Origin of the sequence: Acidovorax sp. Root70 (assembly GCF_001428225.1) — a bacterium.
Taxonomy (GTDB): Bacteria; Pseudomonadota; Gammaproteobacteria; order Burkholderiales; family Burkholderiaceae_C; genus Acidovorax.
In genome coordinates this window covers 94705-110807 of the sequence record NZ_LMHQ01000008.1, presented here as the reverse complement: position 1 = coordinate 110807, position 16103 = coordinate 94705, and the positions used below count along the sequence as shown (strand labels likewise).

The following is a 16103-nucleotide window of genomic DNA, read 5'->3' as shown; positions in this document are numbered from 1 at the left end:
ATGCTGAGCCGTACCGCCGACCATTTGTTCTGGATGTCCCGCTATACCGAGCGGGCTGAGAACACCGCGCGCATGCTCAATGTGAGCTATGAAATGTCCTTGCTGCCCCAGTCCGCTGACGCGGCGCAGGCCGGCTGGGAGGGCCTGCTGTCCATCAGCGAGCTCATCCCCGCCTACACCGCCAAGCATGGCGAGGTCACGCCCGCCAACGTGCTCGAGTTCATGGTGCGCGACGGCAACAACCCATCATCCATCCTGTCGTGCCTGCGCGCCGCGCGCGAGAACGCACGCGCTGTGCGCGGTGCGCTGACCACCGAGGTGTGGGAGACCCAGAACCAGACCTGGCTGGAGCTGCACCGGCAGCTCCAAGGTGGCGCGTTTGAGCGCGATCCGGGCCAGTTCTTTGAGTGGGTGAAATACCGCTCGCACCTGTCGCGTGGCGTGGTGCTGGGCACCATGCTGCAGGACGAGGCGTTTCACTTCTTGCGCATGGGCACCTTCCTGGAGCGTGCGGACAACACTGCGCGCCTGCTGGATGTGAAGTTCCATGCGGTCAAGAACGACTTTTTTGGCCGGCCCAGCGAGCGCAACCAGGAGAGCGACTTCTACCACTGGAGCGCGATCTTGCGCAGCGTGTCGGCGTTCGAGGTGTACCGCAAGGTGTACCGCGACGTCATCACGCCCGGCCGTGTGGCCGACCTGCTGATCCTGCGCCGCGACATGCCGCGCTCGCTGCACGCTTGCCTGCGCGAGGTGGTGGACAACCTGGCTGTGCTGGCCAACGGCCAGTCCGCCGAAACGAGCCGCAGGGCAGGGCGCTTGCTGGCCGACCTGCAGTACGGTCGCATCGACGAGATCCTGGCCACCGGCCTGCATGCGTTCCTCACGCAGTTTCTGGACCGGGTCAACGACCTCGGGGGGGGGATCAGCCGCGATTTCCTGGTGACGTCCGGCGATTGAAAACCAGCAGGACTGCGCCATGCAAAGCCAGCCCCGCTCCGTAGGGGAGGAGTGGGGCCCAGGGTGATCCCAGCAAGGCCTTTGCCTGCGTGCCGCGCAGCCAGTCGGGCATTGCCACGCCCCAAGGGGCGTGCAGGCTCGCCACCAGAACCCCATAGGCCGTGAGTCCCAGACCCACAAACGAACCCAGAGCGATGCCGTAGGCCACCGGGAGCTTGCGACGACCCGCCATGGCCATGAAGGCGGCACTGAAGAAAATCCCCAGGAACACGGTGGCCAGCCAGGCCACCGGCCACCAACCCGCATCACCCGTTCCAGACCGGGCCACCAGCAGCGCATTGAAGCCACCCACGGTGCACAGCGTCAGCAGGGGTACCAAAAAATTGCGATACCGAGCGCTCAGCTGCGCTGAATACGCCGTCTGGGCTGGTGGTGTCTGGTGTGGGGTGGCGTGCATCGCAGGTCATTCCTGCGCGTTGCGCCGCTGGTCCCGCAGCATGAAGAGGTAGAGGCTTTCGACCTTCTCGCGCGCCCAGGGGGTCTTGCGCAGGAATTTGAGGCTGGAGCCCACGCTGGGGTCGATCTGGAAGCAGCGGATGGGAATCTGCCGCCCCAATTCATCCCAGCCAAAGTAATCGGCCAGGCCAACCACCATGGCTTCGAGTGTCACGCCGTGCAGGGGATTGCGCGGCTGGGCGGGCTTGTTGGCCGGTGGGGCGGGCGGCGGGGTCTCTGGAATGCTCATGGCGCCAAGCATACAGACTGGGAACGTACCCGGGCTCTTGTTGCGGTCCTGTCGTTTGCTGCAGACGAGAAACCCACTGGCGCCGCTGCAGGGCTGGCCGCGCCAGACCACGGTTCGCGTTACCCTGGACGGGCGACGCAAAGCGGCGCAAAGTGAGGTTCAGGCTTTGCGTTGCAGATGGTCTTCCCGCTGAAAAAGCTCGGCCGCCCAGTCCACAAAGGCGCGCACCTTGGCGCTCAGGTGACGGTTGGGTGGGTACACCACGTACACCGGCAGCAGGGGCTGGGTCCAGTCGGGCAGCAGTTGCACCAGGGCTCCGCTGTCCAGGTAGCGCTGGGCCTGCCAACTGGTGATCTGGCCAATGCCCAGGCCCGCCACGATGGAAGTGACGTAGGCATTGGCCTCGTTCACGCTCAACTGGTAGGGGCCGGTGATGTCGATGGACTCATCCCCCCGGCGAAACTCCAGCGGGTAGTGCCGCCCGCTTTGGGGCGAGAAGTAGATCACGCTGGCGTGTTTCTCCTCGATCTCCAGCGGGTGCGTGGGGGTACCCTTGCGCTCCAGGTAGGCGGGCGCGGCGGCGGTGATGAACTCCAGGTTGCCAATGCGGCGCGCCACCAGCGACTGGTCGCTCAGCTCGCCCCCCCGGATCACGCAGTCCACGTTGTCGCCGATCAGGTCCACCGTGCGGTCGCTCACGCCCAGGTCCACCTGGATGTCCGGGTAGCGGGCATGGAACTCCGCCAGGTGCGGAATGATGAGCAACTGTGCCACCGATGTGCCCACGTCGATGCGTAGCCGCCCGCGCGGGTTGGCGCGCGCGTTGGTCATGCTGGCCTCGATGTCGTCCAGGTCGGTCAGCAGCCGCACCGTGCGGTCGTAGTAGGCTGCGCCGTCGGGCGTCACCGTCACGCGGCGCGTAGTGCGGTTGAGCAGCTTCACGCGCAGCCGCTCCTCCAGCGCCTGCACATGCTTGGTCACCGTGGCTTTGGGCAGGTTCAGTGAATCCGCTGCCCGGGTAAACGTGCCGGCCTCCACCACCCGCACGAATATGCGCATGGCCTGAATCTGGTCCATGGCTTCTCCTTGAGTCATCAGCACCCAGATTGGGTGCTGAGGAATTCTCACACGGGCACCCTGGTTTGATTGTTGAGCTTTTGGAAACAGTGCGGTGGTGTTTGACCTGTTTATCAGAAAAGCCCAAGCCACTACATTTCATCCATCGTCAACCGATCCTCCACCTCATCACCTAACTACTGGGTACCTGCCATGCAGCCCGACCACCCGTCCTCGTCCTCTTTGCCCACGCAGCCCGCTGCGGCGCCCGCCAAGGCGTCTGGTGCGGCTTCGTCCGTCTGCACCGATTCCACCATTGAGGTGGCCCAGGGGCAGGACGTGGCCGTGCGCATGTATGGCCGCAAGAAGACCGGCCACACGTCGCCGGTGGTCGTGCACTTCCATGGTGGGGCCTTCATGTCGGGCGACCTGGACAACGGCTGCACGGTGGCCTCGCTGCTGGAGAGCGCCGGGGCGGTGGTGGTGTCGGTCGCTTATCCGCTCACGCCGTTTCCGCAGCCGGTGGACACGGGCTACGGGGTGCTTAAGTGGGTGCACAAGCACCGCACCAAGCTCGGCGGGCAGGGCGCTGCCGTGTACCTGGCGGGCGAAGAAGCCGGTGGCAACCTGGCGGCGGCCGTGGCGCTGATGGCGCGCGACCAGTCGCACCCTCCGCTGGCCGGGCAGATTCTGCTGTCGCCCATGCTGGACCCCTGCGTGGGCACCGCGTCGCTGCGCGAGGCCACGGGGGATTCCACGGGCTGCAAGTGGACCGAGGGCTGGCGCAACTTTCTGCGCTGCCCGCGCGATGCCGAGCACCCCTATGCCGTGCCAGCCGGCGCACAGCGCCTGGCGGGGCTGCCGCCCACGCTGATCCTGGTGGGTGACACCGATCCCATGCATGACGAGGCGCTGGCCTACGCGGCCCGGCTGGAGGCTGCCGGCTTGTCGGTCACCCGCCACGTGTTTTCCAAGAACCCGCAGTGGCCCGATGCCCTGCTGCAGACCGGCCCACACGAATGCCCTTGTGCGGTGGGTGCGCAGGAGCAGTTCCGGCAGTTCTTCGCGGCCACGCGAAGTCCGGTGCCGTCCTGACGGCCACTGACACCCTTTCATTTCCCTGAAAGCTGCTGACCTTCACCTTGGGTGGAGGCAGAGAAATGCGGGCTCGGCGCGAGCCCCCTTCCTTTTTTTACCTTGATTTCCGGCCTGGCGTGCCGGAGGGGAAACGCTTGCCCGGCGTTGTCCGGTCTGCACGTCCTGGAGCCCGCGCTAACCATTCAAACGATACGGAGGAAAGAACACACCATGCATGCACCCCTGATCTCGCTGGCCTGCGGCCGCTGTCACAGCGCACCCGGCCGTACCGTCTTTTGACGATGACCCGCAGGCCGCCCCGGTGTTTGTCGCCGGGGTATTGACCTTTCCACCGTGTCATTGCCGAGACTGCGTTCCGCCCCCTTTGCATTGACCCCTGTCGAGCGCAGCCCACAGGCGCCAGCGCACGGCAGACAAGTTTCACAGCGTGCTTCACAAGGGCACACCTATTGATCGAAAGTGACCATGAACTTCCCATCCTTCTCCAAGTTCTCCCAGCGCCGCCCCCTGGGTCTGGCCACCCTTGCCACGGCCGTGACGGCCACCGTGGCGGCTGCCGTTCTGGTGTTCCAGGCGCCCGTGGCGCATGCAGATAGCGCCCCCTCTGCACCCCCTGCCATGCCGGTGTCGGTGGCCGCCGTGCTGCAAAAGGACATCGCCCTGTGGGACGAGTTCTCTGGCCGGTTGGAAGCCGTGCAGCGCGTGGACGTACGCCCCCGCGTCTCGGGCGCTGTGCAGGCCGTGCACTTCCGCGAAGGCTCGCTGGTCAAGCAGGGCGACCTGCTGGTCACGGTGGACCCGGCCCCCTACGCCGCCGAGGTGGACCGCGCCGAAGCCCAAGTGGTCGCCGCGCAGGCCCGCCTGTCGTACACCCGCAGCGAGCTGGAGCGTGCCACGCGCCTGCTCGACGAAAAAGCCATTGCCCAGCGCGAGCACGACGAGCGCCTGAACGCCCAGCGCGAGGCCGATGCCAACCTGCGCGCGGCCCAGGCTGCGCTGCAGACCGCGAAGCTGAACCTCTCGTACACCCAGGTGCGCGCCCCCGTGGCGGGCCGTGTGGGCCGTATCGAAGTCACCGTGGGCAACCTGGTGGCGGCCGGTGCGGGCGCCCCGGTGCTGACCACGCTGGTGTCCGTGAGCCCCATCTACGCGAGCTTCGACACCGACGAGCAGATCGTGGTGAAGGCGCTGGCAGACCTGCAAAGCGGCTCCAAGGGCCACAGCGCCCGCCAGCTCATCGAGCGCATCCCTGTGCAGATGGGCACAGGCACCACGGGCGGTACGCCCTACGCCGGTCGCTTGCAGCTCATCGACAACCAGGTCGATGCCAAGAGCGGCACCGTGCGCGTGCGCGCCGTGTTCGACAACGAAGACGGCTCGCTGATCCCCGGTCAGTTCGCCCGCGTCCGCATGGGCCAGGCCCGCAACACGCAGGCGCTGCTGATCAACGAGCGTGCCGTGGGCACCGACCAGAACAAGAAGTTCGTGATGGTGGTGGGCGAAGGTAACAAGGCCGAGTACCGCGAGGTCACCCTGGGCGCACCGATTGACGGCCTGCGCGTCGTCACCTCGGGTCTGAAGGCGGGCGAGAACATCGTCGTCAATGGCCTGCAACGCGTGCGCCCCGGTGCCGTGGTCGCACCCCAGCCCGTGCCCATGACCGCCAAGGCCGAGATTGCGGGTGATCGCAAGGAAGCCAAGACCGCCGCCAAGTCGCCTGCCGCTTGAGCGCGCCGGAACCAAGGAATTTGCATCCATGAACCTGTCCCGCTTTTTCATCGACCGCCCCATCTTTGCTGGTGTGCTGTCGGTGCTCATCTTCCTCGGGGGGCTGATCGCATTGCGCGGTCTGCCCATCTCCGAATACCCTGAAGTCGCGCCGCCCTCCGTGGTGGTGCGCGCACAGTACCCCGGTGCCAACCCCAAGGTGATCGCCGAGACCGTGGCCACGCCGCTGGAGGAATCCATCAACGGCGTGGAAGGCATGCTCTACATGGGCAGCCAGGCCACCACCGACGGCGTGATGACGCTCACGGTGACGTTTGCCCTCGGCACCGACCCCGACAAGGCCCAGCAGCTGGTGCAGAACCGTGTCTCGCAGGCCGAGCCGCGCCTGCCCGAGGAAGTGCGCCGCCTGGGCGTCACCACCGTCAAGAGCGCGCCGGACCTGACCATGGTGGTCCACCTGGTCTCGCCCAACAACCGCTACGACATCGACTACCTGCGCAACTACGCCGTGCTCAACGTGAAGGACCGCCTCGCCCGCATCGGCGGCGTGGGCCAGGTGCAGGTCTTCGGCGGTGGCGACTACTCCATGCGTGCATGGCTCGACCCGCAGAAGGTGGCGCAGCGCGGCCTCTCGGCCAGCGACGTGGTGGCCGCCATCCGTGGCCAGAACGTGCAGGCTGCCGCCGGCGTGGTCGGGGCATCGCCCGGTCTGCCCGGCGTGGACCTGCAACTGTCCATCAACGCACAGGGCCGCCTGCAGACCGAAGAAGAGTTCGGCGACATCATCGTGAAGACCGGTGCCGATGGTGCTGTGACGCGCCTGCGCGACATCGCCCGTCTGGAGCTGGGTGCGGCCGACTACTCGCTGCGCTCGCTGCTCAACAACGACCCCGCCGTGGGCATGGGTGTGTTCCAGGCGCCTGGCTCCAACGCGCTCGACATCTCGGCCAACGTGCGCAAGACCATGGACGAGATCCAGAAGAACATGCCCGAAGGCGTGGAGTACCGCATTGCGTATGACCCCACGCAGTTCGTGCGGGCGTCCATCCAGTCGGTCATCCACACGCTGCTTGAAGCCATCGCCCTCGTGGTGCTGGTGGTGATCCTGTTCTTGCAGACCTGGCGCGCCTCCATCATCCCGCTGCTGGCTGTGCCGGTGTCGGTGGTGGGCACGTTTGCCGTGCTGCACCTGCTGGGTTTCTCGATCAACGCATTGAGCCTGTTCGGCCTGGTTCTGGCCATCGGCATCGTGGTGGACGACGCCATCGTGGTGGTGGAGAACGTCGAGCGCAACATCGAGGCGGGCCTGACCCCGCGCGAGGCCACCTACCGCGCCATGCGCGAGGTGTCCGGCCCCATCATCGCCATTGCGCTGGTGCTGGTGGCGGTGTTCGTGCCGCTGGCCTTCATCAGCGGCTTGACAGGCCAGTTCTACCGCCAGTTCGCGGTGACCATCGCGATCTCCACCGTGATCTCTGCCATCAACTCGCTGACCCTGTCGCCCGCGCTGAGCGCCTTGCTGCTCAAAGGCCACGATGAGCCCAAGGACGCGCTCACGCGTGGCATGGACAAGGTGTTTGGCGGCCTGTTCCGTGGCTTCAACCGCCTGTTCCATCGTGGCTCCGAGGCGTACAGCGGCGGCGTCAAGCGTGTGATCGGCCGCAAGGCGCTGATGTTCGTGATCTACCTCGCGCTGGTGGGGGCCACCGTGGGTCTGTTCAAGATCGTGCCTGGCGGCTTCGTGCCCGCGCAGGACAAGCAGTACCTGATCGGCTTTGCGCAGCTGCCTGATGGCGCCACCCTGGACCGCACCGAGAACGTGATTCGCCGCATGGGCGAGATCATGAAGGAGAACCCGAACGTCGAAGACGCGATTGCCTTCCCCGGTCTGTCGATCAACGGCTTCACCAACAGCTCCAACTCCGGCATCGTGTTCGCCACGCTCAAGCCATTTGCCGAGCGCACCCGCGCCGACCAGAGCGGCGGCGCCGTGGCAGGCCAACTGAACCAGGCCTTCGGCAGCATCCAGGACGCGTTCATCGCCATGTTCCCGCCGCCCCCGGTGGCGGGCCTGGGCACCACGGGCGGCTTCAAGCTGCAGATCGAAGACCGCGCATCGCTGGGCTACGAAGCCATGGACAACGCCGTGAAGGCCTTCATGGGCAAGGCCTACCAGACGCCGGAGCTGTCTGGCCTGTTCACGAGCTGGCAGGTCAACGTGCCGCAGCTGTACGCCAACATCGACCGCACCAAGGCGCGCCAGCTGGGTGTGCCGGTGACGGACATCTTCGACACGCTGCAGATCTACCTGGGCAGCTTGTACGCCAACGACTTCAACCAGTTTGGCCGCACCTATAGTGTGCGCGTGCAGGCCGATGCGGCCTACCGGGCGCGGGCGGAAGATGTCGGCCTGCTCAAGGTGCGCTCTGCCACCGGCGAGATGGTGCCCCTGTCGGCCCTGATGAAGATGGAGCCGAGCTTCGGCCCCGAGCGCGCCATGCGCTACAACGGGTATCTCGCGGCCGACGTGAACGGCGGCCCCGCGCTCGGCTATTCATCGGGCCAGGCCCAGGCAGCCATCGAGCGCATCGCCAAGGAGACGCTGCCCCAGGGCATCACCTTCGAATGGACCGAGCTGACCTACCAGGAAATCCTGGCCGGCAACTCCGCCGTGCTGGTGTTCCCGCTGGCCATCTTGCTGGTGTTCCTGGTGCTGGCCGCGCAGTACGAAAGCCTGACGCTGCCCATCGCCATCATCCTGATCGTGCCCATGGGCATCCTGGCCGCGATGACGGGCGTGTGGCTCACCAAGGGCGACAACAACGTGTTCACGCAGATCGGGCTCATCGTGCTGGTGGGGCTATCGGCCAAGAACGCGATCCTGATCGTGGAGTTTGCGCGTGAGCTGGAGTTTGCCGGGCGCACCCCCGTGCAGGCCGCCATCGAGGCCAGCCGACTGCGGCTGCGCCCCATCCTGATGACCTCGCTGGCCTTCGTGATGGGCGTGCTGCCCCTGGTGCTGTCCACCGGCGCGGGCGCCGAAATGCGCAGCGCCATGGGCGTGGCGGTGTTCGCCGGGATGATCGGGGTGACGGCCTTCGGCCTGTTCCTCACGCCCGTGTTTTATGTGCTGCTGCGCAAGCTGGCGGGCAACCGCCCGCTGGTGGAGCATGGCGCACATGTGGCGCCTATCTCGCACGCCCCGGGCACCGGTGGCACGGCCCACCCTGTGCTGGCCGCGCCGCGCAAGGAGCACGAGTGATGCTTCTGACCACGGTGACAACAAACATCTTTGTGGCCCCCGCCAAGCACTCCGCGCTGCCGAATGCAGCGGGTGCAGTGGCTGGGGCAGGAGAACAACTATGACCGATTTGCTTTTGACAAAGAACTCCACCGACGGAGCCCTCGCAGTGCGCAAGCGCAGCCTGCTGGCGCCCCTGGCCGCCGCCCTGGTGCTGGCCGGTTGCATGACCCAGCCCGTGGCCCCCGCGCCGCATGCGGGGGTGCCCGTGCCGGCCAGCTTCACGGCAGGGGGCGACGCGCTGCCCACGGCCCCCTGGACGGTGGCCGCCCCCGCCGAGGCGCAGCCGCGCGGCGAGTGGTGGCTGGGCTTTCAAGACCCGGTGCTTGCCGACCTAGTGCAGCGCGCGGGCACGGCCAACACCAGCATCCAGCAGGCGGTAGCACGGCTGGCCGAGGCGCGCACGCTGCTGCGCTCTGCCGATGCCGCGCGCTCGGTGCAAGTGGGTGCATCAGCGGGCGTGACGCGCCAGGCGGGCGCTGCCACCACCGGCAGCGCAGCCCCCGCCACGTTGGGTACGGCGGGGCTCAATGCCTCGTACGAGCTGGACCTGTTCGGTCGCCTCTCGCAAACCAGCGACGCCGCACGTCTGGATGCGGATGCGCGCGAAGCCCTGCTGCAAAGCACGCGCCTGATGGTGCAGGCCGATGTGGCGCAAACGTACCTGCAACTGCGTGCGGTACAAGCCGAGCAGGTGCTGGTGCAAGAGAGCCTGGCCGCTTATCAGGACACGCTGCGCCTCACGCAGCGCCGCTTGCAGGCAGGCGATGTGGCCGAGTTGGACGTGGCCCGTGTGCAGACCGAGGTGGCCGCGACCGAATCCGATGCGCTGGCCTTGCAGCGCCAGCAGGCCCTGCTCAGCAACGCGCTGGCCGTGCTGGCGGGCGAGGTGGCCAGTGGCTTTGTGCTGCCGCCCGCGACGGGCGATGCTGCGTTGCCGGTGATTCCCCCCGGTGTACCCGGCACGGTGCTGGCGCGCCGACCCGATGTGTCTGCCGCACAAACTTCCGTGCTGGCCGCGCAAGCGCGCGTGGGCGTGGCGCAGAAGGCGTGGTTCCCTGCCGTCACGCTCACGGGCAATGCGGGGCATGCGTCGCCGGAGCTGGGTGATCTGTTCAAGTGGTCGGCCCGTGCCTGGGGCGTGAGTGCGCTGCTGTCGCTGCCGATCTTTGACGGCGGCCAGCGCGATGCGCAGATCGAAGGCGCCAAGGCGCGCCTGGAGGCTGCGCTGGCGGACCACCGGGGGCAGGTGCTCAATGCGTTTCGTGACGTTGAGGATCAGCTGACTTCGCTGCGTCTGTTGTCCGGCCAGGCCGAGGCGCAGGGGCGGGCGGTGACGGCTGCGCGGCGGGCGACGCAGTTGTCGGATGTGCGGTATCGCAATGGGCTAGTGAGCCAGTTGGAGTTGCTGGACGCGCGGCGCAGCGAGTTGCGCAATCGGCGGCAGGAGTTGCAGGTGCGGACGGCGCAGTATGTGGCGACGGTGGGGTTGATTCGGGCGCTTGGTGGTGGGTGGGGGGATCAGCCTGCGGTGAAGATGGCGGCTATGTCGCAGTAGGTTTTTTTACAACTTTGGCTGTAGGCGCTAGTGGGATATGCGCTGGTAGCTATTGATTTTGTAGTCTTGGTTTTTGTGCGCTGATTGGGTGGCGTGCCTTTGTTCAGGGCGGAGGCCGGGAGTCGCCCCGGCGGGCGAGGTACTTTTCTTTGCTTCGCCAAAGAAAAGTACCCAAAAGAAAGGCGACCCCCAGTCTGCGACCCCTTCAGTCGCCCCGGCGGGCGAGGTACTTTTCTTTGCTTCGCCAAAGAAAAGTACCCAAAAGAAAGGCGACCCCCAGTCTGCGACCCCTTCGCGGTGCGAAGGGGCAAACCTGCGTCGGGGCGGTTGCGGGGTGCGCCGTGGAACTCACTGCGCTGCGTTGCAGCTTCGTTCAGACATCCACGGCGAGTCAGTTCACGAAGCATGGGCGCTGCGACGCCCATGCCACCCCGCAACCTCCCCGCCGCAGGCGCAGCCAGCAGGGGTGGGACAGCCGAACAGCCGAACAGCCAACATCCATTCGGGCCATTGCTGCGCTCGGCCTCGTCTTGCGGGCGCAAGCGCCACGCGCTGCGCAAGCTGGGCCGAGCGAAGCAAAGGCCCGTGTGGCTGTTCTGCTTCCTTTGCCCCTCTGGATGCGCCGAGGAGCGCAGGGTTTGGCGGATCAGGGATCGCGATTGTCTGAGCGAAGCGAGTTCGAGCGAGACCCCGCCAAACCCGAGCACCGCAGATTGCCCCGTAGCGAAGCGCAGGGGACGCAGACAGTGGGGTCGCCCTTTCTTTGGTTCCTTTCTTTCGGCGACGCGAAAGAAAGGGACTCGCACGCCGGGCGACTCCCGGCCTCCNAGGGGACGCAGACAGTGGGGTCGCCCTTTCTTTGGTTCCTTTCTTTCGGCGACGCGAAAGAAAGGGACTCGCACGCCGGGCGACTCCCGGCCTCCGCCCTCAACCCAGGCATGCGGCCAACTCAGCGCCCACAAGAAAGCACTACAAAATCAATAGCTACCAGCGCATATTTCACTGGCGCTTGCGGCCAAAAAGGCTCAAAAAGCCGCTCATCACCCCTTCAACCACCCCCTCAACCTCCCCACCCCTTCCTCCAACCTCCCCACATCCCGACTCGCAAAACACCACCGCAACCACCCCGACGCCTCACCCCCGAACGCGCTGCCCGGCGCCAACCCCAACCCCGCCTCCCGCACCAGCCGCTTGGCCAGCGTCAGACAGTCGTCATGCCCGTCGATGCGGAAAAACGCATACATGCCCCCACGCGGCGTGGCCACCGACACCCCAGGCACATCGGCCAGCAGCGGCACCAGCGTGTCCCGGCAGTTGCGCAGATGGTTCACCAGCGCAGGCGTCACCTCCTCCGTGCGCTGCAGCGCCACCGTCGCCCCGCGCTGCACAAACACGGGCGCGCACGATGTGTTGAACTCGATCAGCTTGGCCACCGCTGGCGTCAGCGATGGCGGCAGCACCAGCCAGCCCAGGCGCCAGCCGGTCATCAGAAAACTCTTGGAAAAGCTGTGCGTCACCACCAAGCGGTCCTCGGGCTCAGCCACGTCCAGAAAGCTGGGGGCGGCGCCGTTGGCCGTGTCGCCCGCGTAGTACAGGCGCTCATACACCTCGTCCGCCAAAATCCACGTGCCGGTGCGGCGACAGTGCGCCAGGATGGTGGCCTGCTCCTCGCGCGTCAGCGTCCAGCCCGTGGGGTTGTTGGGGGCGTTGACGACCAGCAGGCGCGTGGTGGGCGTGATGGCACCGAGCAGTGCGTCCATGTCCAGGCGCCAAGCGCCCTGTGCGTCGGCCACCAGCGGCACGGTGCGCACCTGCGCGCCCAGAATGCGCGGCTGCGCTACCAGGTTGGGCCACACGGGCGTGACCAGCACCACCTCGTCGCCCGCGTCCACCAGCGCCTGCACGGCCACCATCAGACCGTTCACGCCGCCCGATGTGACGGCGATGCGGTCAAACCATGCATCGGTGTGTTGCTGGGGGTGCAGGCCGTGCATGTAGCCCGCAATCGCGTGGCGCAGCTCGGGCAGGCCCAGGTTGTGGGCGTAAAAAGTCTCGCCCTTTTGCAGCGACGCAATGGCCGCCTCGCGGATGAAATCGGGCGTTACCTCGTCGCTCTCGCCAAACCAGAACTTCAGCACATCGCTGCGCCCCAGGCCTTCGTTGGCCACTTCGCGGATGCGCGACTCTTCGAGGCTTTGGACTACTTCCCGCATGCAATCTCCTTGAAATACACAGCCATCATCGCAGGCGTATAGTCGTTTTTTTGATTTTTTCACCACATTGGCTGACCAACCAACGCTCATGACCTATCCCAACACCCAGCTCTTCATCGCAGGCCAGTGGCAAGACGCCGCCGAAGGCAAGACCCTTGCCGTGTTCAACCCCTCCACGGGCAAAGAAATTGGCCGTGTGGCCCATGCCACCAAGGTGGACCTGGACCGCGCGCTGGACGCCGCACAAAAGGGCTTTGAAGCCTGGCGCGACATGCCCGCCGCCGAGCGCGCCAAGACCATGCGCCGCGCTGCGGCTCTGATGCGCGAGCGCGCCGAATCCATAGCCGCCATCATGGTGCAAGAGCAGGGCAAGCCCCTGGCCGAGGCCAAGGTCGAGACCATGGCATCGGCCGACATTATCGAATGGTTTGCCGACGAGTCGCTGCGTGTGTATGGCCGCATCGTGCCCTCGCGCAACCTCAAGGCCACGCAGATGGTGCTGAAGGACCCCGTGGGCCCCGTGGCGGCCTTCACGCCGTGGAACTTCCCCATCAACCAGGTGGTGCGCAAGCTCGCCGCCGCGCTGGGCGCGGGCTGCTCCATCCTGGTCAAGGCACCTGAAGAAACCCCGGCCAGCCCCGCCGAGTTGATCCGCGCGTTTGCCGATGCTGGCGTGCCTGCAGGCACCGTGGGCCTGGTCTATGGCGACCCGGCTGAAATCTCCAGCTACCTGATTCCGCACCCCATCATCCGCAAGGTCACGTTCACGGGTTCCACGCCCGTGGGCAAGCAGCTGGCGGCGCTGGCGGGCAAGCACATGAAGCGCGTGACGATGGAACTGGGCGGCCACGCCCCGGTGATCGTGGCGGAAGACGCCGACCTGGAACTGGCTATCAAGATCGGGAGCGGCGCCAAGTTCCGCAATGCGGGCCAAGTCTGCATTTCGCCCACGCGCTACCTGGTGCATGAAAGCATCCGCGCCGACTTTGCGGCCGCGTTCGCCAAATATGCCCAGGGCCTGAAGGTCGGTGACGGCCTCACGGCTGGCACGCAGATGGGCCCGCTGGCCAACCCGCGCCGCATTACTGCCATGGCCGATTTGCTGGCCGATGCGGTGCAGCAGGGCGCCAAGGTGCTCGCCGGTGGCGAGCGCATCGGCAACGAAGGCAACTTCTTCCAGCCCACCGTGCTGAACGATGTGCCCCTGTCGGCCCGCATCGTGAACGAAGAGCCCTTTGGCCCCGTGGCCGCGATTCGCGGGTTTGAGAAGATTGAAGACGCCATTGCCGAAGCCAACCGCCTGCCGTTTGGCCTGGCGGGCTATGCGTTCACCTCGTCGCTGAAAAACGCGCACCTTCTGGCCCAGCGCCTGGAAGTGGGCATGCTCTGGATCAACCAAGCGGCCGCCCCTGCGGCCGAGCTGCCATTTGGCGGCCTGAAGGATTCGGGCTACGGCTCCGAGGGTGGCCCCGAGGCCATCGAGGCGCATATGAACACGCGCCTGGTGTCGATCATGAACGTGTGAGTGTGACCATCGCGCTTTCTGGGCAGGTTCTGAGCGCGTTAGTCACAGGCCCCCGGTGCCATGGGCACCGGGGGCCTTTTTGCTTTTTGAAGACTGCACGGGGCGGCACAATGGCGTGGCGTTGAAGATCTGCGGCCACCATAGATGGCAGTTACCCAGCGTCCCCCCCCAATTCAGGAGTGCCCCGCCCATGCTGCCCTGGCAATGCCTTGCCCTCATCATTGCGCTGGCCTGCGTGCCCCTTGCCTGGGCGGGCGAGGAGAAGGAGAGCTCCAGCCAGCGGCCCGGACTGTTCTTTGCCTGGCTGTCGCCCGACGATGGCCCTGTGTGGGCGCACTTTGAGAACCCCGCGCACTTGCAGCAACTGGTGCGGCACTGCAATGCCGGTGCGTCGGTGTTTGCGCTGCAGGCAGGCACCCGCTACCAGTGCAAGGCAGACCTGCCGCAGAGGTCTGCCGGGCAGGAAGAGCCCTACGCTGCAGGCATGACCGTGCAAGGGCCCGTGCCGCAATCAGACACCCGGCAGTACCGGCTCTTCGCCCTCACGCCGCCGCGCACGCCCCTGTGGGTGGTTGCAAAACCCGACGCCGAGCAGCTGGGCGCGCTGCAGTCGTTCGTGCATTCGGACGACCGCCGGTTTGGCGCGCTGCGCCGCCAGCTCCAATGGGGTGCGGCACGCACGGTTCAGCAGACCCAGGGCGCACGCACCACCGTGGTGGTGCCTGGCAGGGTGGTGCGCGACCCGGACGCTTTTTACGGAGCCCAGCGGCACCATGTTTTTGTGCGTGGCAGTAGCGGCTATGCCTACATGGGCGAGGTGCCCGGCAAGCCCGACAGCTACGTGGACATCGACGGCAACGATCTGCCAGGGCTGGTGGTGTTTGAGGGGTGCGACGGCTGGTGCGTATCGCTCTGGAGCCTGGCGGGCGGGCTGCGGCAGGTGGCGAGGTTCGGCGGGCACTGAGTTCGCACCCGCACAGTACGGGTTCTCAGCGTTGTTTCACTGGGTCGTACACACAGCGAAAGCCGATATACACCGCATAGAAGTCCGCAGGCTTCCAGGCCTCGACATCCGCGCGCATTTGCGACGCGGGATACCACCAGGACCCGCCCATCGTGCGCAGCTCTTCGCCGCGCGCATCGGCCGCCCATTCCCGAACGTTGGCACCCATGTCGTGCAGGCCGTTCACCCCGGCCGCAGTGACGTTGACGGGCGCGGCGCGGGGCCAGGGGTCGGGGTCGCTGGTGTTGGCGCCCTGCGGGCTGTGGCCTGTGGTCCAGGGGTAGGTGGTGCCACACACCCAGGGCGCGGGCGGTTGGCTGCGCAGCTCGGTAAAGCCGGCGGTGCGCCACTCGGCGGCGGTGGGCAGGCGGCCGCCCGCCCATTGGCAGTAGGCCTGGGCCTCGGCGTGGGTGAGGTGCACGGCGGGCAATTGGTCGGTGTCGGGCGGTGAGCCGTCGGGGCGCTGCCAGGTCCAGCCCGCGCGGCGCTGCCAGCCACTCACGTATTCAAAACCGCCACCTTCGCGCTCGGCACGGGTGGTGGTGCCGGTGGCTCGCGCGTAGCGCGCAAACTGGGCGATGGTGACTTCGGTTTTGTCGATGCGCAGGCCGCGCAGGTCGTCCAGCACTACGGGCGCTGGGGTCTGTGCAGATGCGGCCAGGGCCCAGAACGCCAGGGTGGCGATGGCTGCGTGGCGCGGTGTTGGCATGGTCCTGTGCTCCCCGCTTCACAGCCAGGCAGCCTATGCCGGGCCGGTGTGGCGCAGAGTATCTGCCGCTGCAAGAGCCTGTGGGTGGGGCTGGATTTTGAATGGCTGAAAGGCGCCGAGTGGCCCTGTGTTGCCGCCGGGTTGAGTGGTCGGCGCCGAGTCCGCCAAAGGGCTATGCGCCCTGTCTGGCGGGTAGCAAGCATAAAA

Annotated in this window: 12 protein-coding genes; 7 read left to right on the top strand and 5 right to left on the bottom strand. The window is 66.5% G+C overall.

From position 1 onward, the window contains the following. The gene (locus ASD94_RS06050; protein WP_056639955.1) at positions 1 to 960 is read left to right on the top strand and encodes an alpha-E domain-containing protein; all 960 of its coding nucleotides are present in this window, start codon (positions 1 to 3) and stop codon (positions 958 to 960) included. Here ASD94_RS06050 and ASD94_RS06045 read toward each other — a convergent pair. The 3 genes from ASD94_RS06045 to ASD94_RS06035 form a co-directional block, all read right to left on the bottom strand. Beyond that, entirely contained in the window at positions 926 to 1417 is a 492-nt protein-coding gene (locus ASD94_RS06045) for a hypothetical protein (RefSeq protein WP_056639952.1), read from the bottom strand. The two genes, ASD94_RS06050 and ASD94_RS06045, sit on opposite strands and share 35 nt — an antisense overlap. Positions 1418 to 1423: 6 nt before the next feature. Next, a complete protein-coding gene (locus ASD94_RS06040; protein ID WP_056640113.1) occupies positions 1424 to 1705 on the bottom strand; it encodes a VF530 family DNA-binding protein in 282 nt (93 codons plus the stop codon). Between the two features lie 159 nt (positions 1706 to 1864). Then, positions 1865 to 2782 (bottom strand): LysR family transcriptional regulator, encoded by a 918-nt coding sequence (locus tag ASD94_RS06035; RefSeq protein ID WP_056639950.1) that lies wholly within the window; start codon positions 2780 to 2782, stop codon positions 1865 to 1867. Positions 2783 to 2974: 192 nt separating this feature from the next. On the opposite strand from ASD94_RS06035, the gene ASD94_RS06030 reads away from it, so the two are divergent. The 4 genes from ASD94_RS06030 to ASD94_RS06015 all read left to right on the top strand — a co-directional run bounded on the left by ASD94_RS06030 (position 2975) and on the right by ASD94_RS06015 (position 10446). After that, positions 2975 to 3856 (top strand): alpha/beta hydrolase, encoded by an 882-nt coding sequence (locus tag ASD94_RS06030; RefSeq protein ID WP_056639947.1) that lies wholly within the window; start codon positions 2975 to 2977, stop codon positions 3854 to 3856. A gap of 468 nt (positions 3857 to 4324) precedes the next feature. Further along, positions 4325 to 5587, top strand: a complete 1263-nt coding sequence (locus ASD94_RS06025) for an efflux RND transporter periplasmic adaptor subunit (RefSeq protein WP_056639944.1) — start codon at positions 4325 to 4327, stop codon at positions 5585 to 5587. A 28-nt stretch (positions 5588 to 5615) separates the two neighbouring features. After that, positions 5616 to 8849, top strand: a complete 3234-nt coding sequence (locus ASD94_RS06020; protein ID WP_056639941.1) for an efflux RND transporter permease subunit — start codon at positions 5616 to 5618, stop codon at positions 8847 to 8849. Positions 8850 to 8949: 100 nt separating this feature from the next. After that, a complete protein-coding gene (locus ASD94_RS06015) occupies positions 8950 to 10446 on the top strand; it encodes an efflux transporter outer membrane subunit (protein ID WP_056639938.1) in 1497 nt (498 codons plus the stop codon). Positions 10447 to 11486: 1040 nt separating this feature from the next. Here ASD94_RS06015 and ASD94_RS06010 read toward each other — a convergent pair. After that, positions 11487 to 12659, bottom strand: coding sequence for a pyridoxal phosphate-dependent aminotransferase (locus tag ASD94_RS06010; RefSeq protein WP_056639935.1), 1173 nt, complete (start codon positions 12657 to 12659; stop codon positions 11487 to 11489). An 88-nt stretch (positions 12660 to 12747) separates the two neighbouring features. Here ASD94_RS06010 and ASD94_RS06005 point away from each other — a divergent pair, with 88 nt between their 5' ends. Both ASD94_RS06005 and ASD94_RS06000 read left to right on the top strand, forming a co-directional pair. Next, positions 12748 to 14184: an NAD-dependent succinate-semialdehyde dehydrogenase gene (locus ASD94_RS06005; protein ID WP_056639931.1), complete on the top strand. Its 1437-nt coding sequence runs from the start codon at positions 12748 to 12750 to the stop codon at positions 14182 to 14184. A gap of 190 nt (positions 14185 to 14374) precedes the next feature. Continuing rightward, positions 14375 to 15148, top strand: coding sequence for a hypothetical protein (locus tag ASD94_RS06000; RefSeq protein ID WP_056639928.1), 774 nt, complete (start codon positions 14375 to 14377; stop codon positions 15146 to 15148). 25 nt (positions 15149 to 15173) lie between these two features. Here ASD94_RS06000 and ASD94_RS05995 read toward each other — a convergent pair whose 3' ends face one another. Then, complete coding sequence (locus ASD94_RS05995; protein WP_056639926.1) at positions 15174 to 15896, bottom strand: SUMF1/EgtB/PvdO family nonheme iron enzyme; 723 nt, start codon at positions 15894 to 15896, stop codon at positions 15174 to 15176. Between the last annotated feature and the right edge of the window lie 207 nt (positions 15897 to 16103).